This window comes from Micromonospora sp. AKA38, assembly GCF_027925725.1.
Taxonomy (GTDB): Bacteria; Actinomycetota; Actinomycetes; order Mycobacteriales; family Micromonosporaceae; genus Micromonospora.
This window is the reverse complement of record NZ_BNEI01000007.1, coordinates 224511-245177: the sequence shown is the minus strand read 5'-3', so window position 1 is coordinate 245177 and position 20667 is coordinate 224511. Positions and strand designations below refer to the sequence as shown.

The 20667-nt window shown below is 73.7% G+C and carries 22 protein-coding genes; 11 read left to right on the top strand and 11 right to left on the bottom strand.

Annotated features, from left to right (window positions below):
• Nucleotides 1–29: 29 nt before the first annotated feature.
• The 3 genes from TPA0908_RS28365 to TPA0908_RS28355 form a co-directional block, all read right to left on the bottom strand.
• A complete protein-coding gene (locus TPA0908_RS28365; protein ID WP_281943165.1) occupies nucleotides 30–1064 on the bottom strand; it encodes a 2-oxoacid:ferredoxin oxidoreductase subunit beta in 1035 nt (344 codons plus the stop codon).
• Entirely contained in the window at nucleotides 1057–2904 is a 1848-nt protein-coding gene (locus tag TPA0908_RS28360; protein ID WP_281943163.1) for a 2-oxoacid:acceptor oxidoreductase subunit alpha, read from the bottom strand. Before TPA0908_RS28360 ends, TPA0908_RS28365 begins: the two co-directional genes overlap by 8 nt.
• A gap of 197 nt (nucleotides 2905–3101) precedes the next feature.
• Nucleotides 3102–4535, bottom strand: coding sequence for a hypothetical protein (locus TPA0908_RS28355; protein ID WP_281943161.1), 1434 nt, complete (start codon nucleotides 4533–4535; stop codon nucleotides 3102–3104).
• Between the two features lie 128 nt (nucleotides 4536–4663).
• On the opposite strand from TPA0908_RS28355, the gene TPA0908_RS28350 reads away from it, so the two are divergent.
• On the top strand, nucleotides 4664–5041 hold the full coding sequence (locus TPA0908_RS28350; protein WP_281943159.1) for an NADH-quinone oxidoreductase subunit A: 378 nt from the start codon (nucleotides 4664–4666) through the stop codon (nucleotides 5039–5041).
• Nucleotides 5042–5044: 3 nt separating this feature from the next.
• Here TPA0908_RS28350 and folP read toward each other — a convergent pair whose 3' ends face one another.
• Nucleotides 5045–5914: a dihydropteroate synthase gene (gene folP / locus TPA0908_RS28345; protein ID WP_281943157.1), complete on the bottom strand. Its 870-nt coding sequence runs from the start codon at nucleotides 5912–5914 to the stop codon at nucleotides 5045–5047.
• A gap of 241 nt (nucleotides 5915–6155) precedes the next feature.
• Between folP and TPA0908_RS28340 the strand changes: the two genes are divergently transcribed.
• From TPA0908_RS28340 to TPA0908_RS28325, 4 genes are read left to right on the top strand one after another with little or no spacing between them, the layout of a single operon-like run.
• Nucleotides 6156–6776 (top strand): DivIVA domain-containing protein, encoded by a 621-nt coding sequence (locus TPA0908_RS28340; RefSeq protein ID WP_281943155.1) that lies wholly within the window; start codon nucleotides 6156–6158, stop codon nucleotides 6774–6776.
• Entirely contained in the window at nucleotides 6773–7270 is a 498-nt protein-coding gene (locus TPA0908_RS28335; RefSeq protein ID WP_281943153.1) for an SRPBCC family protein, read from the top strand. The genes TPA0908_RS28340 and TPA0908_RS28335 overlap by 4 nt, the downstream gene beginning before the upstream one ends.
• Nucleotides 7271–7316: 46 nt before the next feature.
• Nucleotides 7317–7901: a DNA-3-methyladenine glycosylase I gene (locus TPA0908_RS28330; protein ID WP_281943151.1), complete on the top strand. Its 585-nt coding sequence runs from the start codon at nucleotides 7317–7319 to the stop codon at nucleotides 7899–7901.
• A gap of 25 nt (nucleotides 7902–7926) precedes the next feature.
• Nucleotides 7927–8550 (top strand): hypothetical protein, encoded by a 624-nt coding sequence (locus TPA0908_RS28325; RefSeq protein ID WP_281943149.1) that lies wholly within the window; start codon nucleotides 7927–7929, stop codon nucleotides 8548–8550.
• A 3-nt stretch (nucleotides 8551–8553) separates the two neighbouring features.
• Here the strand turns inward: TPA0908_RS28325 and TPA0908_RS28320 are convergent, their stop codons facing one another.
• Nucleotides 8554–9345 (bottom strand): enoyl-CoA hydratase/isomerase family protein, encoded by a 792-nt coding sequence (locus TPA0908_RS28320; protein ID WP_107154891.1) that lies wholly within the window; start codon nucleotides 9343–9345, stop codon nucleotides 8554–8556.
• A gap of 4 nt (nucleotides 9346–9349) precedes the next feature.
• Nucleotides 9350–10168: a PaaX family transcriptional regulator gene (locus tag TPA0908_RS28315; RefSeq protein WP_281943146.1), complete on the bottom strand. Its 819-nt coding sequence runs from the start codon at nucleotides 10166–10168 to the stop codon at nucleotides 9350–9352.
• Between the two features lie 189 nt (nucleotides 10169–10357).
• On the opposite strand from TPA0908_RS28315, the gene TPA0908_RS28310 reads away from it, so the two are divergent.
• Together TPA0908_RS28310 and TPA0908_RS28305 are read left to right on the top strand one after the other, a co-directional pair.
• The gene (locus tag TPA0908_RS28310) at nucleotides 10358–10525 is read left to right on the top strand and encodes a DUF3117 domain-containing protein (RefSeq protein WP_013283866.1); all 168 of its coding nucleotides are present in this window, start codon (nucleotides 10358–10360) and stop codon (nucleotides 10523–10525) included.
• Between the two features lie 144 nt (nucleotides 10526–10669).
• Entirely contained in the window at nucleotides 10670–12130 is a 1461-nt protein-coding gene (locus tag TPA0908_RS28305) for a leucyl aminopeptidase family protein (protein WP_281943141.1), read from the top strand.
• A 10-nt stretch (nucleotides 12131–12140) separates the two neighbouring features.
• On the opposite strand, the gene TPA0908_RS28300 is transcribed toward TPA0908_RS28305, so the two are convergent.
• Nucleotides 12141–12749: an O-methyltransferase gene (locus tag TPA0908_RS28300; protein WP_281943139.1), complete on the bottom strand. Its 609-nt coding sequence runs from the start codon at nucleotides 12747–12749 to the stop codon at nucleotides 12141–12143.
• Nucleotides 12750–13006: 257 nt separating this feature from the next.
• On the opposite strand from TPA0908_RS28300, the gene TPA0908_RS28295 reads away from it, so the two are divergent.
• Complete coding sequence (locus TPA0908_RS28295) at nucleotides 13007–14314, top strand: S1C family serine protease (protein ID WP_281943137.1); 1308 nt, start codon at nucleotides 13007–13009, stop codon at nucleotides 14312–14314.
• Between the two features lie 72 nt (nucleotides 14315–14386).
• Nucleotides 14387–14815, top strand: a complete 429-nt coding sequence (locus TPA0908_RS28290; protein WP_281943135.1) for a Sec-independent protein translocase family protein — start codon at nucleotides 14387–14389, stop codon at nucleotides 14813–14815.
• 45 nt (nucleotides 14816–14860) lie between these two features.
• On the opposite strand, the gene TPA0908_RS28285 is transcribed toward TPA0908_RS28290, so the two are convergent.
• Genes TPA0908_RS28285 through TPA0908_RS28275 form a run of 3 tightly spaced genes read right to left on the bottom strand, consistent with a single transcriptional unit; the run spans nucleotide 14861 to nucleotide 17937 of the window.
• On the bottom strand, nucleotides 14861–16006 hold the full coding sequence (locus TPA0908_RS28285) for a P-loop NTPase (protein ID WP_281943133.1): 1146 nt from the start codon (nucleotides 16004–16006) through the stop codon (nucleotides 14861–14863).
• 10 nt (nucleotides 16007–16016) lie between these two features.
• Entirely contained in the window at nucleotides 16017–16661 is a 645-nt protein-coding gene (locus TPA0908_RS28280) for a DUF1003 domain-containing protein (protein ID WP_281943131.1), read from the bottom strand.
• Entirely contained in the window at nucleotides 16654–17937 is a 1284-nt protein-coding gene (locus tag TPA0908_RS28275; protein ID WP_281943129.1) for a magnesium transporter MgtE N-terminal domain-containing protein, read from the bottom strand. Before TPA0908_RS28275 ends, TPA0908_RS28280 begins: the two co-directional genes overlap by 8 nt.
• Nucleotides 17938–17970: 33 nt before the next feature.
• Here TPA0908_RS28275 and TPA0908_RS28270 point away from each other — a divergent pair, with 33 nt between their 5' ends.
• Together TPA0908_RS28270 and TPA0908_RS28265 are read left to right on the top strand one after the other, a co-directional pair.
• The gene (locus TPA0908_RS28270) at nucleotides 17971–18840 is read left to right on the top strand and encodes a PhzF family phenazine biosynthesis protein (RefSeq protein WP_281943127.1); all 870 of its coding nucleotides are present in this window, start codon (nucleotides 17971–17973) and stop codon (nucleotides 18838–18840) included.
• A gap of 254 nt (nucleotides 18841–19094) precedes the next feature.
• Nucleotides 19095–19628: a hypothetical protein gene (locus tag TPA0908_RS28265; protein WP_281943125.1), complete on the top strand. Its 534-nt coding sequence runs from the start codon at nucleotides 19095–19097 to the stop codon at nucleotides 19626–19628.
• A gap of 55 nt (nucleotides 19629–19683) precedes the next feature.
• On the opposite strand, the gene TPA0908_RS28260 is transcribed toward TPA0908_RS28265, so the two are convergent.
• Nucleotides 19684–20652, bottom strand: coding sequence for a DMT family transporter (locus tag TPA0908_RS28260; protein ID WP_281943123.1), 969 nt, complete (start codon nucleotides 20650–20652; stop codon nucleotides 19684–19686).
• Between the last annotated feature and the right edge of the window lie 15 nt (nucleotides 20653–20667).

Genomic DNA, 20667 nt, shown 5'->3' with positions numbered 1-20667 from the left:
CCCTTTCGAATGCGCGGATCAGGGCGGAGCTACATGATCGTCCAGGTGTCACCGCTGCCGAGCAACGCCGAGAGCTGCTGCTCCGGGGTCTGGTCGACGCTCGCCCGCGCGGACGCGACCTGCTCCTGCACCACGCTGTCGTAGGAGGGCCGGTCCACCGACCGGAACACCCCGAGCGGCGTGTTGCGCAGATCCAGCCCGGGCAGTCGGGACAGCGCGAACGCGTACGCCGGGTCGGCGACCGTGACGTCGTGCACCACGATCTGCTCCGCCGGGGTGGCCGCGGTCTCCCGCACCTCCAGCCCGAAGCCGCCCGGCGGGTGGACGACGCAGAACTGCCCGTCGGTGCCGAACGTGATCGGCTGCCCGTGCTCCAGCCGGATCAGGTAGTCGTCCCGGGTGGTCGGCTCCTTCAAGGGCTCGAACGCGCCGTCGTTGAAGATGTTGCAGTTCTGGTAGATCTCCACGAACGCCGAGCCCTTGTGCTCGGCGGCGGCCCGCAGCACCGACTGGAGGTGCTTGCGGTCCGAGTCGAGCGTCCGGGCCACGAACGTGGCCTCGGCGCCGAGCGCCAGCGACAGCGGATTGAACGGGGCGTCCGCGGAACCGACAGGCGTCGACTTGGTGATCTTGCCGACCTCGGAGGTGGGCGAGTACTGGCCCTTGGTCAGCCCGTAGATCCGGTTGTTGAACAGCAGGATCTTCAGGTTGACGTTGCGGCGCAGCGCGTGGATCAGGTGGTTTCCGCCGATGGAGAGCGCGTCGCCGTCACCGGTGACGACCCAGACCGACAGGTCCGGCCGGGACACCGACAGGCCGGTGGCGATCGCCGGGGCGCGACCGTGGATCGAGTGCATGCCGTACGTGTTCATGTAGTACGGGAAGCGGGACGAACAGCCGATCCCCGAGACGAAGACGATGTTCTCCCGGGGGATGTTCAGCTCCGGCATGAAGCCCTGCACCGCGGCCAGGACGGCGTAGTCGCCGCAGCCGGGGCACCAACGCACCTCCTGGTCGGACTTGAAGTCCTTGGCGGTGAGCTTCAGGGCGACGGGCTCAGACATTCTTCAGGACCTCTTCCAGCATCGTCTCCAGCTCCGCGGCGGTGAACGGCAGGCCGCGGACCTGGTTGTAGCCGATCGCGTCGACCAGGTACTTCGCCCGGATCACGTGGGCGAGCTGGCCGAGGTTCATCTCGGGAACGACCACCCGGTCGTAGGAGCGCAGCACCTCGCCGAGGTTGGCCGGCATCGGAGCCAGGTGCCGCAGGTGCGCCTGGGCCACCGGCAGCCCGCGCTGGCGCAGCCCCCGGCAGGCCGCGCCGATCGGGCCGTACGTCGAGCCCCAGCCCAGCACCAGCACCCGGGCGTCGCCGTCCGGGTCCTCGACCTCCACGTCCGGCACCGGGATGGTCTCGATCCGGGCCGCCCGGGTCCGCACCATGAAGTCGTGGTTCGTCGGGTCGTACGAGATGTCGCCGGTCTTGTCGGCCTTCTCCAGGCCGCCGATCCGGTGCTCCAGCCCCGGCGTGCCGGGCACCGCCCACGGGCGGGCCAGCGTCTGCGGGTCACGCAGGTAGGGCAGGAACGTGGTGCCGTCCTCGCCGTTGGGCCGGGTGGCGAACTCCACCCGCAGGTCGGGCAGGGACTCCACGTCCGGCAGCAGCCACGGCTCGGAGCCGTTGGCCACGTAGTTGTCGGAGAGCAGGATGACCGGGGTGCGGTAGGTCAGCGCGATCCGCGCCGCCTCCAGCGCGGCGTGGAAGCAGTCCGACGGCGACTTCGGCGCGATCACCGCGACCGGCGCCTCACCGTGCCGGCCGTACAGGGCCATGTTCAGGTCGGCCTGCTCGGTCTTGGTGGGCATGCCGGTGGACGGCCCCGCCCGCTGCACGTCGACGATGACCAGCGGCAGCTCCAGCGCCACCGCCAGGGAGATCGTCTCGCTCTTCAGCGCCACGCCCGGCCCGCTTGTGGTGGTGATGCCGAGCGAGCCGCCGTACGACGCGCCCAGCGCCGCGCCGACCGCGGCGATCTCGTCCTCGGCCTGCATGGTGACCACGCCGAACTTCTTGTGCTTGCTCAGCTCGTGCAGGATGTCCGAGGCCGGGGTGATCGGGTACGCGCCGAGGAACACCGGCAGCCCGGAGCGCACCCCGGCGGCCACCAGGCCCAGCGACAGCGCCGCGTTGCCGGTGATGTTGCGGTACGTGCCGGGCGGCATCTTCGCCGGCTTGACCTCGTACCGGACGGAGAAGTCCTCGGTGGTCTCGCCGAAGTTCCAGCCGGCCCGGAACGCGGCCACGTTCGCCGCCACCAGCTCCGGCCGGCGGGCGAACTTGCGCTCCAGGAACCGCAGCGTCGACTCGTACGGCCGGGAGTACATCCAGCTCAGCAGCCCGAGCGCGAACATGTTCTTGGCCCGTTCGGCGTCCTTCTTGGACACCGTCAGCTCGGCCAGCGCGCCGATCGTCATCGAGGTGAGCGCGACCGGGTGCACCGCGTAGCCGTCGAGCGTGTCGTCGTCCAGCGGGTTGGTCGCGTAGCCCACCTTGGCCAGGTTGCGGCGGGTGAACTCGTCGGTGTTGACGATGATGTCCGCCCCGCGCGGCAGGTCGGCCAGGTTGGCCTTGAGCGCGGCCGGGTTCATCGCCACCAGCACGTTCGGCGCGTCGCCGGGGGTCAGGATGTCGTAGTCGGCGAAGTGCACCTGGAAGCTCGACACGCCCGGCAGCGTGCCGGCGGGCGCCCGGATCTCGGCCGGGAAGTTGGGCAACGTGGAGATGTCGTTGCCCAACTGTGCCGTCTCCGAGGTGAACCGGTCGCCGGTGAGCTGCATGCCGTCGCCGGAGTCGCCGGCGAACCGGATGACCACCCGGTCCAGTTGACGGATCTGCTTGGTCACGCCCGCACCTCGCTTCGCTGAGCGCCGTCGCCCTCGTCGACGCGGCCCGCTCCGTTTCTCACCGTCAGAGCCTACGTCGGACGGTTAGGGCCGCCTTGGTGGTGGTCCGACGGGTGAGACCCGAACGGCCTGCTGTATGCCCTGATTAGGGACGGTTAGTACCGCCGACCGTAATCCAGATCACCGCGCCGCGCGGCTCACCGCTCCGTGGTCGGCTCCGGCGCGGTGATGTCGCTGCGGCGTCGCAGCGAGCGCGTGGCCAGCGTCAACGCGAAAACGACGAGCAGCGCCGACATGATGATCAAGGCAATGGCGAGCCCGCGGGCCGGGCCGTCGCCGGAATCGGACCGCTCGGACGCAGTCAGCACTCCCTGAGAACCCGTGGGCGCGGGCGCCCCGGCCACCGGCGTGGACTGCGCCGCCGCCGCGCTGATCCGGAAGCTCATCTGCACCTGTCGGTCCCGGCCGCTGCGCGGGTCCAACCGGCCGATCACCGCGCCGGCGAGCGGGGCCATGCGCTGGGCCTCCGCCGACGCGGTCACCGGCAGGCGCAGCGTCGCGGTCCGGCCGGCCGGCAGCGTGCCCAGCTCGCACCGGGTCCGGTCGAGGGCCATCGGGGCGCAGGCGTTCCCCGCGTCGCTCACCGTCACCCCGGCCGGGAGGAGCACCTCCACCCGTCCGGCGGCGTCCACCTCGCCGGTGTTGCCCAGCCGCACGGTGAGCGTGCTCGGCGCGCCGCTGATGTCGAAGAGGACCTCGTCGGCGCGGAGCGAGATGCCGGGCACCGGCGGGCCGGGCGGGAACAGCACCGCGAAGCCCTCGTCGTCGTACGCCGCCCCGGCGACGCCGGGCGCGACGGCGGTGACCTGGACCGATCCGCTCAGCGGCATGGTCTGCCAGGCGTCCCCGGCGACCCGGACCCGGATGGTGGCGCTGAACCGGGCGTCGGGCGCGACGGTCCACCCGCCGCAGCGGTGGTTGCCGCCCCCGGCGTCGACGCAACCCGGCGTGCCGCCGTCGACCAGCCCGGCCGGCAACGAGTAGCCGAGGCTGATCTGCTCCTCGCGTCCACCGGTGTTGGTCACCGTCACCCGCAGCGTGGCCACCGTGCTGTCGGCGTTCCAGTAGTCCGGCGTCAGTGCCAGGTCGCCGGTGCTGACCTGCACCCCCAACGGCCCGCCGGCGGCCTGGGTGGGCGGTGGCGGCGGGGGCTTGACGGGCGGCCCGACCGGCGGCGGGGCCGGTGCGGTGGTGGTGGCCGGCGCGGTGGTGGCGGGCGGGGCCGGCGCCGTGGTGGGCGGCGGGGCCGGCTCGGTGGTGACCGGCGGCGGGGGTGTGGTCGGCGGCGGGGGTGCCTCCGTCGGCGGTGCCGTGGTCGGGGCCGGGGCGGTGGTGGTCGTGTCCCCGGTCGGCGTCGGCTCGGTCGGGTCGCCGGGGTCGCCGCCCGGGTCGCCCGGCGGGCCCGGGTCGGCCACCCGGACCACCCCGGCCGCGGCGGCGGGGGTGACCGCGGCCCATCCCGGCGCCACCACGGCGACCGCCGCGGCCGCGGCGATCAGCGCGGGCGCGAACAGCGCGAGGGTACGGCGAGGCGTGACCCGGTGGGCAGGCCGGACGCGGGGGCGGGTCATCTGTCCTCCGGGGACGTGTCAACGAGGTCTCATTATTCGGGGACGGTTGCCCTCCGGCACTAGTCCCGACAGGAAACGAATTCGTAACGTGTCCGAGACGTCTCGACGGGACCGGTACGCTCCGGGTCGTGACCGGATACCTTGGCTCGTACGCCACGCTCGGTCTACTGCTGCTCGCCGCCGTGCTCTTCTTCCTGACGGCGTTCTCGGCGAACCGGATGTTACGTCCGGCCCGACCGGCGGAGCCATGGGGCAAACGGGCCGCGTACGAGTGCGGGCTCGACCCGGTCGGCGGCGACTGGGCCCAGATGCAGATCCGCTACTACGTCTACGCGTACCTCTATGTCCTGTTCGCGGTGGAGGCGGTGTTCCTCTTCCCGTGGGCGCTGGTCTTCGACCGGCCCGGCTTCGGGGCGACCACGGTGGTGGAGATGGGCGTCTTCGTGGCGATCGTGGCGCTCGGCATCCTCTACGCCTGGCGGCGCGGCGTGCTGCGCTGGACCTGACCCCTAGGCCAGCCCGCGCCGGGTCGCCGCCGGCGGCCGGTCCCCCCGGATCGACGCCACCATGTCCAGCACCCGACGGGTCGGGCGGACCTGGTGGGCGCGGAACACCCGGGCGCCGAGCCAGGCCGAGACCGCGGTGGCGGCGAGCGTCCCCTCCAGCCGTTCCGGCACCGGCAGGTCCAGCGTCTCGCCGATGAAGTCCTTGTTCGACAGCGCCACCAGCAGCGGCCAACCGGTGTCGGTCAGCTCGGCCAGCCGCCGGGTGATCTCCAGCGAGTGCCGGGTGTTCTTGCCGAAGTCGTGCGCCGGGTCGATCAGGATGCCGTCTCGGCGTACCCCCAGCCCGACCGCGCGTTCCGCCAGCCCGGTGACGGTGTCGAGCACGTCGGTCACCACGTCGTCGAAAGCCGCCCGGTGCGGCCGGGTACGCGGGGCCAGCCCACCGGCGTGCGAGCAGACCAGCCCGGCGCCGGTCGCCGCGGCGACCCGGGCCAGCGCCGGGTCCGCCCCCGACCAGGTGTCGTTGAGCAGGTCCGCGCCGGCCGCGACCGCCTCCACCGCCACCTCCGCCCGCCAGGTGTCGATCGAGACGACCACGTCGGGAAAGGCGGCCCGGACCGCGGCGATGGTGTCCACCGTGCGGCGGATCTCCTCGGCCACGTCCACCTCGTCGCCGGGCCCGGCCTTCACCCCGCCGATGTCGATGATCTCCGCGCCCTCGGTCACCGCCCGCTCGACCGCCCGCAGCGCGCTGTCCCGGGCGAACGTGGCGCCCCGGTCGAAGAACGAGTCCGGGGTGCGGTTCACGATCGCCATCACCACCAGCTCACCCGGGGCGAAGGCCCGTCCACCGAGCCGCAACATCCCGGTCATCCCCGCCTCCTCGTCCCGGTGCCAACCGTCGCACCCTCGCATGCCCCCGCGGTGCCACCCGCCACCGCCCCGAGATCTTGGTACGTAACGGCCCCTTCCGGGGCACTTACGTACCAAGATCTTCGCGTTTCCTGGAATGTGGAAGACGGCGCTCATTTCCACCACGCCGGGAGCGCGGGTTTTGCCGACCGGAGGCCGTGGAGGGCTCGCCCGATCCCGGCCCGCATGCCACGATCTCTCCATGGGTGAGGTTCTGCTCCTCTTGGTCGTCGCGCTGACCGTCGCGGCAGTGGTGTTCGGAGTGACGGTGCTCGTCTCCGGGCGGGATCCGGGGCTGGTGCCGGCCGAGCCGGACGGCCGGGCCGTGCCGCTGCCGGGCGGCCGCCCGCTCGACGAGTCGGACGTGACCGGGGTCCGGTTCGACACCGCGCTGCGCGGTTACCGGATGGCCCAGGTCGACGTGGCGCTCCGGCGGGCCGCCTACGACATCGGCTACAAGTCCGAGCTGATCGGCGTGCTGGAGGCCGAGAACACCGCACTGCGGGAGGGGCGGACCGAAGAGGCCGACGCGTTGCGTCGGGCGCGCGAGGAGGCCGTCGTTGCCGGGGCCGGGACGGGCGGCGACGAGTCGGCCCTCGACCCGTCGGGCGCCGGTCCGGTGACCATCGACCTGTCGACGCCTGAGCCGCAGACCGCTCCGCCGGCCGAGGCGGGCGTGGCGGAGGCGCCGGCCGCCGCCGCGGTCGAGGACACCACCTCCCCGGCCGGTGGGATCACCGCCGGGCCGGCCGGCGCGAGCGCGGACGACAGCGAGGTGGACGACCGGGCCCGCGGGCCGGTGGCCCGCTCGGAGCCGGCGTGACCGGCGCGGAGGGTTCCGCAGGCTTCGCCGAGGCGGCCCAGCCGGGTGCCGCCGAGGTCACCGCCACGGTGATCGTCGACGCGCCGGCGGAGCGCGTCTTCGCGGCGCTGACCGCGTGGGAACGGCAGTCGGACTGGATCCCGTTCACCAGGGTCCGGGTGGTCGAGGGCGACGGCGGCGAGGGCAGCCTGGTCGAGGCGGTCACCGCGGTCGGCCCGGCCGTGCTCCGCGACGAGATGCGGGTGGTGCGCGTCGACGCGCCGTACGAGGTCGGCGTGGTGCACTGCGGCAAGCTGCTGCGCGGCCCGGGCGTGCTGCGGTGCACCCCGATGGACCGGGAGCGCACCCAGGTGGTCTGGCACGAGTGGTTCCACCTGCCGGGCGGGGCGGCGGGCCGGGTGGCCTGGCCGGTGCTCTGGCCCGGCTCGAAGTTCGGCCTGACCCAGGCGCTGAAGAGGTTCGCCCGGCTGGTCGAGCAGGGCCGCCTGCCCTGACCGTGGCGTGCCGGCGGAGTCGGTGGGTCGCACTACCCTGTGCGGCGTGACTGACCTGGTGACCGGCCCGGACGGGCTGCCCCGTTGCGCCTGGGGGGCGAGCACCCCCGACTACGCCGCCTACCACGACGAGGAGTGGGGTCGACCACTGCGCGGCGACGACGCGCTCTACGAGCGGCTCACCCTGGAGGCGTTCCAGTCCGGCCTGTCCTGGCTGACCATCCTGCGCAAGCGGCCGGCGTTCCGGCTCGCCTTCGACGGGTTCCGGATCGAGTCGGTCGCCGGCTACGGCGAGGCCGAGACGGCCCGGCTGCTGGCCGACGCCGGGATCGTCCGCAACCGGGCCAAGATCGAGGCGGCGATCGCCAACGCCCGCGCCGCGCTGGAACTGCCCGAAGGGCTCTCCACGCTGCTCTGGTCGTTCGCGCCCCCGCCCCGACCGGCGCGTCCCGCCTCGTTCGGTGACGTGCCGGCGCTCACGCCGGAGTCCACCGCGATGGCCAAGGCGCTCAAGAAGCGCGGCTTCCGCTTCGTCGGCCCGACCACCGCCTACGCGTTGATGCAGGCCAGCGGCATGGTGGACGATCACCTCGCCGGATGCCACGCCGGTGGTGACCGGGCCGGGGTGTGACGACGCGGCGTGATGGGATTGGGGCATGACCGACACCGAGCCACGGACGAGCGGGACGACCGACGCCGACACCACGCCGGGTGCCTGGGCGGTGCTGCTGCCCGCCGAGCGCTACCAGGCCGAGCGGTTGGTGCACCACGACGTGCTGGAGCTGACCGGGTTGCCGGGGGTGGCCCGGCCGCGCCCGGGTGACCGGGTGGCGGTGCTGGTCGAGGAGCCGCTGCGGCTGGTGGCGCTCGGCCGGGTGACGCGCCCCGGCGCCGGGGGCCGGGAGGATCCGGACGACCCCCAGTCCGACGCGGCGGCCGGCGCGCTCGTGGTGACGTACACCCGGCGGGCGCTCGACGAGCCGGTGCCGGTCGACGGCCCGGCCCCGGACGGCCCGGTCGTCGCGCTCGACCCGGTGCGCTGGCGGGCGCTGGCCGACCGGCTCGGCCCGCCGCCGGCCCGGCGCACCTGGCTGGTCAGCCTCGACCTGCCGATCGAGGCGGCCACGCGGGCCGAGGCGGTCCGGATCTTCTGGTCCTACGTGCAGGAGCTGGGCCCGCGTGAGTTGCCGGCGTTCGTCTCGCCGGCCGGCGACGAGCTGGCCATGCAGGCGTTCGTGCTCGGTGTCGAGGCCAACCAGGACCCGGAGGAGGACGACTGAGCCTCAGCGCCCCTCGAAGACCGGCTTCTGCTTGTTGACGAACGCCATCGTGGCGGCCCGGTGGTCGGCGGTGCCGCCGCAGATGGCCTGCGCCTGTGCCTCGGCGGCCAGCGCGTCGGCGAGCGTGCCGGCGTCGGCGATGGAGAGCTGACGCTTGATCGCCCCGTACGCGACGGTCGGGCCGGCGGCGAGCCGGACGGCCAGCTCCTGCGCGGCCGGGAGCACCTGCTCGTCGTCGTCCACCAACCGGGTGAGCAGGCCCAGCCGGCAGGCGTCCTCGGCCCCCACCGGCTCGGCGAGCATGAGCAGCTCGACCGCCTTGGCGTGGCCGACCAGCCGGGGCAGCGTCCAGGAGGCCCCGGTGTCGGCGGCGAGCCCGACCCCGGCGAACGCCATCAGGAACCGCGTCTTCGGGCCGCCGATGCGGAAGTCGGCCAGGAACGCCAGCGAGGCGCCGGCCCCGGCGGCCATCCCGCGTACCGCGGCGACCACCGGCTTGGGCAGGTTGGCCAGCCGGGCGGCGATCGGGTTGTAGTGCGCCCGCACGGTGGCGAGCGGGTCGGCGTCCGCCGACTCCAGCGTCTGCACGTGCTCCCGCAGGTCCTGCCCGGCGCTGAACGAGCCGCCCGCGCCGGCCAGCACGACCGCCCGGCAGGAGCGGTCGGTCTCCAACTCGGCCAGCGTCTCCCGGAGCGCCTCCTTGAGCGCCACGTCGAGCGAGTTCATCGCCGTCGGGCGGTTCAGCGTCAGGGTGACGACGGCGTCGGTGCGGTCGACGAGCAGCGGCTCGGTCACGTTTCTAACGACCCTTCTGTCGGGCGAGGCGGTGGCTGGCGTCGAGGCACTGCTCGACGTACCGGTCGGCGGCCGGCCGGAGCCGGGCCGCGTGCCGGTCGAAGAACCCGGCCGCGCTGGTGCCCGGCCAGCGCTCGGGGAGCAGCGCCGGGGGCAACTGCGGGTCCCGGAACAGGAAGGTACGCCACGCGTGCACGAGCCGGAACCGGGCCGCGTACGCCTCCTCGTCGCTGCTGCGGACCGTGACGCCGGACAGCAGCGGCTTCTGTTCGGCGACGAAGCGTTCGTACGCCCGGCCGATCTCGACCAGGTCCCAGGCCCGGCGGACCACGCCCATGGCGCCCGGGGTGCCGGCGGCGTGCGCGGCGGTGAACCGTTCGAAGCGCACGCCCGCCTCGGCGAGCAGCAGGTCGACGTCCTCGCCGGGGCGGGTGGCCACCCAAGTGCAGTCGTCGAGCGTGCCGTAGCCGAGGAAGGTGAGGTTGGCGGCGAGCCGCTGCCGGTCCCGGCGGGCGGCGGGCGTCGTGAGGACGAGAAGATCGAACCGTCCGTCCCAACTGTGCCGACCGGTCCGGTAGATCCGGGAGGCCGCCTCGTCGAGTCGACGACCCGCTTTCGGGGTGATCGAATATCCGGGTCCGGAGGCGAGCCGGAGTGGTTCCAGCCAGCCCTGACGGACCATCCGGGACACCGCGGTGCGTACCGCCGGTGGGGCGATCCCGAGCGGCGCCAGCAGCTTGACCAGGGCGGCGACCGGTGCACGGCCACCCCGGACGCGGAGGTGGTCGCCGTACAGGTCGAAGAGTGCCGACCGTGCCTGCATGACCGCACATTGTGACAGGCCTACCCAAGATAAGCTAGATGCTGTTACATCAATGCTGCTTCGGTTTGGGTCCGGCGGTGTTCATCAGGGAAAATCGTTGGTCGACGCCTCCGCGACTGTTGCGGGTGCGATGGCGAAGTGGCTGTGGGGCAACCCACCGACCCTGGTGTAGGTCTGAGGGGAGACAACATGGCGGCGATGAAGCCGCGGACGGGCGACGGTCCGCTGGAAGTCACCAAGGAGGGCCGGGGCATCGTCATGCGGGTCCCGCTGGAGGGTGGTGGCCGGCTCGTCGTCGAGATGACTCCCGACGAGGCCACCGCGCTGGGTGACGCGCTGAAGGCGGCCGCCGGCTGATTCGAGGAGTGGTCCGCGTGGCGTCCGCCGCGCGGACGGTTCGCCCTACCCTGAGCCACCGGCTTGGCCGGTGGCTCAGGGCCTTCCTCGGCCGGTAAGCGGCAGAGCGTCCCGCTTAGAACGTTTTCGGAGGTACGGTCCAGCGTGCTGGCCATTCGTCTGGTGAGCGGGTCCACGCGACCCGACGCCCTCGTCCTGCCCATCCGTCCCGGTGGGCCGGACGCCCCGCCGACGTTGGTCCCGACCGCCGTCCCGCCCGATGACGACGTCCGGGCCACCGCGACCGCGCTGCTGCCCGCCGCCCGCCTCACCGGGGCCGCCGGCGAGATCCGCGAACACCTGCGTCCCGGAGGTGCCCCGAGCCGGCTCTGGCTGCTCGGCGTCGGCGACGGCGACGAGGCGGGCTGGCGCTTGGCCGGGGCCGCGCTGGCCCGTGCCGGCAAGGATGAGACACAGATCACGATTTTGCTTCCCGACGGGTCCGAGCCGGCGCTGCGCGGTCTGGCCGAGGGGCTGCTGCTCGGCTCCTACCGGTTCCGGCTCACCGAGGCCGGCGCACGACCCGCCCTGGCCCGGGTGGACGTGCTGGTGGCCGATCCGGACGCGCTCGCCGACACGCTGGCCGCGGCCCGGGTCACCGCAGAGATGACCCGGCTGGCCCGCGACCTGACCAACACCCCGTCCTCCACCAAGCACCCGGCGTGGTTCGCCGACCAGGTGGCCGGCGCCGCCGCCGACCGCCCCGACCTGCACCTGCGCGTGCGTGGCCCGGAGGAGCTGTCGGCCGAGGGCTTCGGCGGCATCCTGGCCGTCGGCGGCGGCTCCGTCCAGGGGCCGCGCCTGGTCGAACTGGACTGGCGGCCGGCCGGCGCGCGTACCCACGTGGTGCTGGTGGGCAAGGGCATCACGTTCGACACCGGCGGCATCTCGATCAAGCCGGTGCCGGCCATGAAACTGATGCGCAAGGACATGGCCGGCGCCGCCGCCGTGGTGGCCGCCACGCTGGGCGCCGCCGCGCTGCGCCTGCCGGTCCGGATCACCACGCTGGCCCCGCTGGCCGAGAACATGGTCAGCGGCTCCGCGTTCCGCCCCGGCGACGTGATCCGGCACTACGGCGGGCTGACCAGCGAGAGCACCAACTCCGACGCCGAGGGGCGGCTGGTGCTCGCCGACGCGATGGCGTACGCGGTCCGGGAGCTGAAGCCCGACCTGCTCGTCGACCTGGCCACCCTGACCGGGGCGAACGCGGTCGCCCTGGGCAAGCGGCACGCCGCGCTCTACGCCGAGAACGACGACCTGGCCGGCGACCTGCTGGCCGCGATCAGCGCGGCCGGCGAGCGGGCCTGGCGGATGCCGCTCGCCGACGACTACCTGGAATACCTGGCCAGCGACGTCGCCGACCTGCACAGCTCCCCGGCCCGGGGTGCCGGCTCGGTGGTGGCCGCGCTCTTCCTCCGCGAGTTCACCGGCGACCTGCGGGACCGCTGGGCGCACCTGGACATGTCCGCCCCGTCCTGGTCCGACGACGTGCACGGCGAGCTGACCAGGGGCGCCACCGGCTGGGGCGTACGCGGGTTGCTGCGCTGGCTGGCGACGCTGGGCTGACCGGGCGGCGTCAGCTCTTCACGGCGGCGAGCAGCCCGTGGCCGACCGGCAGCAGCGCGGGCACCCAGTGCTCCGACTCGCGGATCGCCTTGATGGTCTCCCGCACCGTCACCGTCTCCATGTCCCGCGCGGCCGGGTCACCGATCCGGCCGGCGGCCAGCGCGCCGTTGAGCGCGAGCACCCCGCCGGGACGCAGCAGCCGCAGCGCCGCGTCCACGTACGCCGCGAAGCCGGGGCCCGGCGCGTCCGCGAAGACCAGGTCGTAGACGCCGTCCGCGAGACGCGGCAGCACGTCGAGCGCCCGACCGGTGATGATCCGGGTACGCCCCGACGGGAAGCCCGCCTCCTGGAACAGCCGCCGGGCGATGCGCTGGTATTCCACCTCCACGTCGATCGTGGTGAGCACGCCGTCGGGGCGCATGCCGCGCAGCAGCCACACGCCGCTGACCCCGGTGCCGGTGCCGATCTCCACCACCGCGCGGGCGTTACCGGCGGCGGCGAGCAGGCGCAGCGCGGCACCGGCACCGGACGTCACCGCCTCCACACCCACTTCGTGGGCGAGGGCGCGGGCCGTGCGCAGCACGATGTCCTCGGTGACGTACGACTCGGCGAACTGCAACGCCTGGGCCGTCGAACCGCCGGGACCGGCGACCGTGGCGATGGGACACCTCCTGGGGGGCGGGGCTGGTGCGAGGGGTCGGTTGGCACTGTGAGCGTAGAGGCGAGCCGGTACGCGCGCAGCCGCGAGTCGGCCCTCGGGCGATCACGGGCGGCAACCCCTGACTCCACCCGGGGCATCCGTGCAATCCTGGATGGGTCCCGCGCGTCTCGATCGTCCGGCTCCGCCGGCGTCGGCGCGGGGCGCGCGGGACGAATGTGGGAGGCACGGACGTGACCGACGGCTGGGACTGGCGCCGGCCCGGCGGCTCGGGCGCACCGGCGGGAGGGCCGGTGCCCGGGCAGCCACCACCGAGCGCCGGGGGTGGCACGACGTCGCCCTGGTGGTCCGACGCGCTGGCCGACCCGTGGCGGGACCCGTACGCGCCCGCCGCCGTGGTGGTCCCGGCCACCGCGCCCACCGGGGCGGGTGAGCCGGAGCCGGTCACCGACCCGGACGCGCCGACCCGGCCGGGGCTGCGGCAGGTGGTGTTGATCTCGCTGATCACCGCGCTGTTGGCCGGCTCACTGGGCAGCGCCCTGACCTACGCCTTCCTGGGCGGCGGCGCCGTGCCGACGCTGGGTGCGCAGGCCGGGCAGGCTCCGGCGCTCGCCCAGCGCAAGCCGGAGTCGCTGGCCGGGGTCGCCGAGCGGGTGCTGCCCAGCGTGGTCACCATCCGGGTGGCCAGTCTCGGCGGCACCAGCGAGGGCTCCGGCTTCGTGGTGAGCACCGACGGGCACATCGTCACCAACGACCACGTGGTCGCGGACGGCCCGGGCAAGGCCACGGTGGTGTTCAACGACGGCAGCACCGCCGCCGGCACCGTGGTCGGGCAGGACCCGGAGTCGGACATCGCGGTCATCAAGGTCACCCGCAGTGGGCTGACGCCGGTGCAGTTCGGCGACTCGGACGCGCTCGCGGTGGGGGACCCGGTGCTCGCCATGGGTTCGCCGCTGTCGTTGGCCAACACCGTCACCGCCGGCATCGTCAGCGCGCTGGACCGCACCATGCAGGCGGGCGAGCCGGGCGGGCCGACCCGCTACTACGCGGCGATCCAGACCGACGCCGCGGTCAACCACGGCAACTCCGGCGGCCCGCTGGTGGACGGGGCGGGCCGGGTGGTCGGCGTGAACTCGACGATCAAGTCGCTGGTGGCCGACGGGCAGGAGGCCGGCAACATCGGGCTCGCCTTCGCCATCCCGATCAACCAGGCCAAGCGCGTCACCGAGGAGATCATCGGCACCGGCCGGGCCCGGCGTACGGTGATCGGCGCCTCGGTGGGTGGCACCGGCGCCACCGGCGGCGGGGTGCGGCTCAACGCCGTCGAGCCGGCCGGTCCGGCGGCGGCGGCCGGGATGCGTACCGGGGACGTGGTGCTCCGGCTGGACAAGCACCCGATGACCGACCCGACCGACCTGGTGGCGTTGGTGCGCAAGTACGCGCCGGGTTCGGTGGTGACGGTGGAGTACCGGCGCGGGTCGGCTCGGCAGAACACCTCGGTGACGCTCGCCGCGGACGCCAAGTGAGGACCGGTGACCCCCTCCCGCCGGGCCGCCTTCCGTGCGTAGTCTTGCCCTGACACGGACGAGGAGGCCGGAGTGTTCGAGAACCTGAACTGGTGGGAGATCGGCGCCCTGCTGCTCCTGGCATTGTTGATCTTCGGGGACCGGCTGCCCAACGTGATCAACGACGGCCTGCGGATGGTGCGCAACCTGCGGAACATGGCGCGGAACGCGACCGGAGACCTGAGCCGCGAGCTGGGGACCGACATCCAACTGGAGGACCTGCACCCGAAGGCGTTCATCCGCAAGCACCTGCTCAGCGAGGACGACGAGCAGGCGATCCGGAAGCCGCTGCAGAGCATGTACGACAACCTGCGCTCGGACGTCACCGGCGTGCACGACGAGCTGAAGGACGTGGCCAAGGCGGCGGACCTGCGCACCCCCACCCCCCGCCCGGCGGTGGCGACCCCCACCGCCACCCCCACCACCCCGACCCCGCGCCCGTCCTACGACGACGCCACCTGACCCCGTCCCCCACGGGATCCGCGGGGGAGGGTGAGGGGAAGTGGGTCAGCGGCCGGCGGGCTTGAGGCCGAGCGGCTTGCCGAGCAGGGACTCGCGGCGGACGGCGAGCCGGTCGGCCACCTCGAACATGGCCTTCGCGGCCGGCGCGTCCGGCTGGGTCAGCACGATCGGCTGGCCGGCGTCGCCGCCCTCGCGGACCCGGGTGTCCATCGGGATCTGCCCCAGCACCGGCACCTGCGCGCCGATGGTCCGGGTCAGCGACTCGGCCACCGCCGCGCCGCCGCCGGCACCGAAGACCTCCATCCGGGAACCGTCCGGCAGTTCGAGCCAGGACATGTTCTCGATCACACCGACCACCCGCTGGTGGGTCTGCAACGCGATGGCGCCGGCCCGCTCGGCCACCTCGGCGGCGGCTGCCTGCGGCGTGGTGACCACCAGGATCTCCGCGTTCGGCAGCAGTTGGGCCACCGAGATCGCGATGTCGCCGGTGCCCGGCGGCAGGTCGAGCAGGAGGACGTCCAGGTCACCCCAGTAGACGTCGGCGAGAAACTGCTGGAGCGCGCGGTGCAGCATCGGGCCGCGCCAGACCACCGCCGCGTTGCCGGGAGTGAACATGCCGATCGAGATGACCTTCACGCCGTGCGACTGCGGCGGCATGATCATGTCCTCGACCCGGGTCGGCGCGCCGTCGGCGCCGAGCATGCGGGGTACCGAGTGGCCGTAGATGTCGGCGTCCACCACGCCGACCGACAGGCCGCGGGCGGCCAACGCGGCAGCCAGGTTGACCGTGACGCTGGACTTGCCGACGCCGCCCTTGCCGCTGGCCACCGCGTAGACGCGGGTCCGTGAGCCGGGCTGGGCGAACGGGATCACCGGCTCGGCGGTGCCACCGCCGCGCAGCTTCGACTGCAACTCCTGGCGCTGCTCCGGGCTCATCACCCCGAAGATGATCTCGACGCGACTCACCCCGGGCACCGCCCCGACCGCGGCGGTGATGTCGGTACGCAGCTTGTCCTTCAGCGGGCAGCCGGCCACGGTGAGCAGCAGCTCCACCCGCACCACGCCGTCGTCGTCCCGCTCCGCGGAGCGGACCATGCCGAGTTCGGTGATCGGCCGGCGGATCTCCGGGTCGTTGACGGTGGCCAGCGCGGCCTGGATCGCGTCGGAGACGGTGCTGACGGGTGCTGACATGCCGGTAATGCTACGTCGGGCTCTGGTGGCGGGCGTCGTGGGCGTGGTCACCGTCGAGCTCGTCGCGGGGCTCGTCGAGCGGGCGCCCACCGGGCGATCGCCGCGTCCCGCGGTCCTGCTGTCCGCGGTCCTGCTGTCCCCGCTCGTGCTGCCGCCGTTCCAGCTTGCGCCGCCGCTCGGCTGCCTCGTCCAGCTCCTCGGCCAGCCGGGTCAGCTCGGAGCGGAGGAAGTCCCGGGTCGCCACGTCCCCCATCGCGATCCGCAGCGCGGCGATCTCCCGGGCCAGGTACTCCGTGTCGGCCTTCTGCATGGTGGCCCGCCGCCGGTCCTCGTCCAGCGAGACCCGGTCCCGGTCCGCCTGCCGGTTCTGCGCGAGCAGGATCAGCGGGGCGGCGTACGAGGCCTGGAGGGAGAGCACCAGCGTCAGGAACGTGAACGTGTACGGGTCGAACCGCAGGTGCGCCGGGGCGAGCGTGTTCCACAGGAACCAGGCGGCCAGGATCAGCGTCATGTAGACCAGGAAGTTGGCCGTGCCCATGCCCCGGGCGATGCCCTCGGCCCAGCGGCCGAAGGAATCCGCGTCGATCCGGGGCAGGTGCAGGCCCCGGGGGGCGCGCGGCTGGTCGAGCCGCTCGCCGCGTCGCTGCTCACTCATCGTCCACGGTCCCGTCGTCGGTGGCGGACGGGGTCGGTGCCGCGTCCCGGTCCCGCCAGTCGCGCGGCAGGGAATGGTCCAGCACGTCGTCCACCGTGACGGCGCCGACCAGCCGGTTGCTCCGGTCCACCACCGGCATGCCCACCATGTCGTAGGTGGCCATCCGGCGGGTGATCTCGGTCAGCGGGGTGGACGTCCGGAGCGGGTCGATGTCGTTGACCACGATGCCGCCGAGCAGGTCGGCCGGAGGCTCGCGGAGCAACCGCTGGAAGTGCACCATACCCAGGTAACGGCCGGTCGGCGTGGTCAACGGCGCGCGGGTCACGAAGACCTGCGCCGCCACGGCGGGCGAGAGCTGCACCTCCCGGATCCGGGCCAGGGCCTCGGCGACGGTGGCGTCCGGTGGCAGGATCACCGGCTCGGAGGTCATCACGCTGCCGGCGGTGCCCGAGGCGTAGCGCAGCAGTTGGCGCACCGGATCGGCCTCGTTCGGCTCCATCAGGTCGAGCAGCACGTCCTGCTCCGGCGGGGGCAGCTCGTTGAGCAGGTCGGCGGCGTCGTCCGGGTCCATCTCCTCGAGTACGTCGGCGGCCCGTTCCCGGTCCAGGGCGGCCAGGATCTCCACCTGGTCGCGCTCGGGCAGCTCGCTGAGCACGTCGGCGAGACGCTCGTCGTCGAGCGCGGCGGCCACCTCGTTGCGCCGGGCGTCGGGCAGGTCCTGGAGCGCGTTGGCCAGGTCGGCCGGGCGCATGTCCTCCAGCACGGCGAGCAGGTTGGCCGTACCCCGGTTGTTGTCGCCCACGACGCCGAGGCCGCGGACCCGGTCCCACTCGACCTGGTGCAGGTGGCCACGGCGGGTGAGCCGGCCGGTCTGCTCGCGGACGGCGACCCGGGTCAGCGCCCACTCGCCGCCGCGGCTGTGCTCCATGGCCACGTCCACCACCGAGCCGGTCGGCCCGCTGTCGAGCTGGACCCGCCGGTCGAGCAGTTCCTGGAGCACCAGCAGCTCGTTCGGTCGTTTCTCGAACCGGCGCAGGTTGAGCGTGCCGCTGCCGAGCACCACGGCGTCCGGGTCGATCGAGGTGATCCGGTTGATGGAGAGGAAGATGCGGCGCCGCATGGGCATCTCGGCGACCAGCCCCACCACCTCCGGCGGTCGCTGGGTCGGACGCATTCGGGCGACCGCGTCGCGGACGCGGCCCACCTGGTCGCCGTTCGGGTCGAAGACGGCGACTCCGGCGAGTCGAGCGATGTAGACCCGGTTCGGCGTGCTCACGGGCACCAGCCTAAGGGCCTACTCTCTAACAGCATGTCGACCTTGGCCTACGAGATCGTGGACGTCTTCACCGACCGCCCGTTCGCCGGCAACCCGCTGGCCGTGGTGTTCGGCGCGGAAGCGCTGGCCACCGAACAGATGCAGGCGCTCGCGCTGGAGTTCAACCTGTCCGAGACGGTCTTCGTGCTGGCGCCCACCCAGGCCGGCGCCACCTACCGGGCCCGCATCTTCACCCCGACCGACGAGCTGCCGTTCGCCGGGCACCCCAGCGTGGGCGCCGCGGTGACCGCCGGCCGGCGCGGCCTCTTCGAGGTGGGCCGGGTCACCCAGGAATGCGGCGCCGGCGTGCTGCCGGTCGAGGTGACCCCCACCGGAGCGACGCTGACCGGGGGCACCCCGACGCTCGGCCCGGAACTCGACCCGGAGCCGCTGCTGGAGATCGTCGGGCTCACCGCGGCCGACCACGCCGGGCCACCGCCGCGCGTCGCCGGGTGCGGCCTGGAGTTCCCCTACCTTCCGGTACGCCCCGACGCGGTGGCCCGGGCGCGACTGAACACGGCGGCGGCGGAGCGGTACGGCGTCGAGCACGTCAGCCTCTTCTCCTGGGACCCGGAGTCGCAAACCGCGCACGCCCGGGTCTTCGTGCCCGGGATCGGCGTCCCGGAGGACCCGGCGACCGGTTCGGCCGCGCTCGGGCTGGGCGTCTGGCTGGTCGCCAGCGGCCTGCTGCCGGGCGAGGGTCGGACGCCGTACGCGGTGCGCCAGGGCATCGAGATCCACCGGCCCTCGTCGTTGGCCTGCACCGTGACCGCGGCCGGCGGGACGGCGGTCGGCGCGACCGTCTCCGGTCAGGTGGTGCCGGTGGCCCGCGGCGAGATCACCGTCCCGCCCTTCGTCGGCTGAGCGGCCCGTTGACGGTTGAGCCGTCTCCGGCGGCGGGCCATGTGCGGGGGCGCCGGCGCTGTCGGTGCGCAGGAAGGAGCAGTCCGCCGCGCCTACGAACTTGATGGCGTGAACGGTTCACCGGTCCCGTGAACCGGCATCGGCTGCTGGCGACCGGGTAGCGGTGACCCGTCGACGCCATCAAGTTGGTAGCGCCGTAGGTGAGGTCTCCCGTGCGAGCCCGCCCGCTCCGAGGAACCCATCCGGCGGTGGTAATGCGGGAGGATGGGCGGGTGAGCGACGAGGTGGACGAACGGGTGAGCCTGCCGTTGGTGGACGAGGCGGTGAAGAAGGCCGCCGTCTGTTGGGTCGGCGTCGGCGACGGCCCGGCGTACGCGCTGTGGTGCCTGCCGCTGGACGGCGCGTTGCTGGTGGTGACCGGCCCCGGCGAGCAGGCGGCGCCTGGGCTGGCCGACACCGAGGCGGCCGAGGTGACGCTGCGCGGCGACCACGGCGGGCGGATCGTGAGCTGGCCGGCGCGGGTGGGTCGGCTCCGGCCGGGCACCGAGGAGTGGGACACCGTCGCGCCGCTGGTGGCGGCGAAGCGGCTCAACGCGTCCGGCTCGGCCACCGAGCTGGTGGCCCGGTGGGCGGCCGAGGGCTGCGCGCTTAACCGGCTCACGCCGGCCGGCACGGCGGTGAGCGGCACCGACCTGCCGGACGGCCCGTTGACCGAACAGCCGCGCCCGGCGTCCGTGGTCCGAGCCGTCCGCAAGCCGTTCCGCCTGCACCGCGTCCGCCGCCGCTGACCCGCTGCCGTTGACCCGCCGCCGTTGACCCGCCACGGAACGTAGGGGGCGGCGGTCAGTCCCGCAGCGGCGGCGGGTCGACCGGCACCGGGACCGGCGCGGCGCGGCGGCCGGCCCGCGCGCCCCCGAGCACGACCACGGCGACGCCCACCAGCAGCAGCGCCAGCCCGGGCAGGGCCAGCGGCCGGGGTAGCTGACCCAGCCAGACCCAGCCGATCAGCGCCGCGCCGGGCGCCTCCAGCAGGATCAGCACGCTGACCGTGGTGGCGGAGACCCGGTGCAGCGCGTAGTTGAACATCGAGTGCCCGAGGAGCTGGGCGCCGGCCACCAGGCCGAGGATGGCCAGCCACGTCCCGCCGTCGTAGCCGTGCAGGCGTACGCCGCCGACCAGGCAGACCACCAGCAGGATCAGCGCGCACACGCCGTAGCAGACGGTGGTGTAGCCGGTGGTGCTGACGCTGGCCCGGGCACGTTCGCCGAGGGCGGTGTAGACGGCCGCGAACATGCCGCCGGCCACGGCCAGCAGGTCGCCGGCGAACGCCCGGCCGGAGACGGCGACGTCGGCGCCGGTGGCGAGCGCCGCGCCGAGCACCGCCACCGCGATGCCGGCCCAGACCGCCGCCGGCAGCCGATGCCCCTGCCAGCGGGCGATCAGCCCCTGCCAGACCGGCTGCGTCGCGCCCAGCGCGGTAGCCGCCGCGACCGAGGTGAGCTTCGCGCTCGGCATCCAGGTGGCGAAGTGGGCGGCCAGCGCCACCCCGGAGAGCACGCAGTACAGCCCCTCCCGACGGCCCGGCCCGACCAGGAGCGCCCGGAGTTCGGCCCGTCGACGGGTCACCGCGACCGGACCGAGCACCGCCACCGACAACATGTTGCGCCAGAACGCGACAGCCAGGGCCGGCGCGGCGGCGAACGCCACCAGCGGCGCGGACGACGAGACGGCGGCGACGGCCAGCGCGAGCGCGCCGACGGTCAGCGTGTCGAGCGGCGGGCGGTGTCCAGCGGTGTGCACGGCTCCGATCATGCGCGTTCCGGCGCT

What these genes read in the sequence shown, in the direction of transcription:
- TPA0908_RS28365 (WP_281943165.1), bottom strand. Translation starts at nt 1,064, where the DNA reads ATGTCTGAGCCCGTCGCCCTGAAGCTCACCGCCAAGGACTTCAAGTCC.
- TPA0908_RS28355 (WP_281943161.1), bottom strand. Translation starts at nt 4,535, where the DNA reads ATGACCCGCCCCCGCGTCCGGCCTGCCCACCGGGTCACGCCTCGCCGT.
- folP (WP_281943157.1), bottom strand. Translation starts at nt 5,914, where the DNA reads ATGACCGGGATGTTGCGGCTCGGTGGACGGGCCTTCGCCCCGGGTGAG.
- TPA0908_RS28340 (WP_281943155.1), top strand. Translation starts at nt 6,156, where the DNA reads ATGGGTGAGGTTCTGCTCCTCTTGGTCGTCGCGCTGACCGTCGCGGCA.
- TPA0908_RS28325 (WP_281943149.1), top strand. Translation starts at nt 7,927, where the DNA reads ATGACCGACACCGAGCCACGGACGAGCGGGACGACCGACGCCGACACC.
- TPA0908_RS28315 (WP_281943146.1), bottom strand. Translation starts at nt 10,168, where the DNA reads ATGCAGGCACGGTCGGCACTCTTCGACCTGTACGGCGACCACCTCCGC.
- TPA0908_RS28310 (WP_013283866.1), top strand. Translation starts at nt 10,358, where the DNA reads ATGGCGGCGATGAAGCCGCGGACGGGCGACGGTCCGCTGGAAGTCACC.
- TPA0908_RS28285 (WP_281943133.1), bottom strand. Translation starts at nt 16,006, where the DNA reads ATGTCAGCACCCGTCAGCACCGTCTCCGACGCGATCCAGGCCGCGCTG.
- TPA0908_RS28280 (WP_281943131.1), bottom strand. Translation starts at nt 16,661, where the DNA reads ATGAGTGAGCAGCGACGCGGCGAGCGGCTCGACCAGCCGCGCGCCCCC.
- TPA0908_RS28270 (WP_281943127.1), top strand. Translation starts at nt 17,971, where the DNA reads ATGTCGACCTTGGCCTACGAGATCGTGGACGTCTTCACCGACCGCCCG.
- TPA0908_RS28265 (WP_281943125.1), top strand. Translation starts at nt 19,095, where the DNA reads ATGCGGGAGGATGGGCGGGTGAGCGACGAGGTGGACGAACGGGTGAGC.
- TPA0908_RS28260 (WP_281943123.1), bottom strand. Translation starts at nt 20,652, where the DNA reads ATGATCGGAGCCGTGCACACCGCTGGACACCGCCCGCCGCTCGACACG.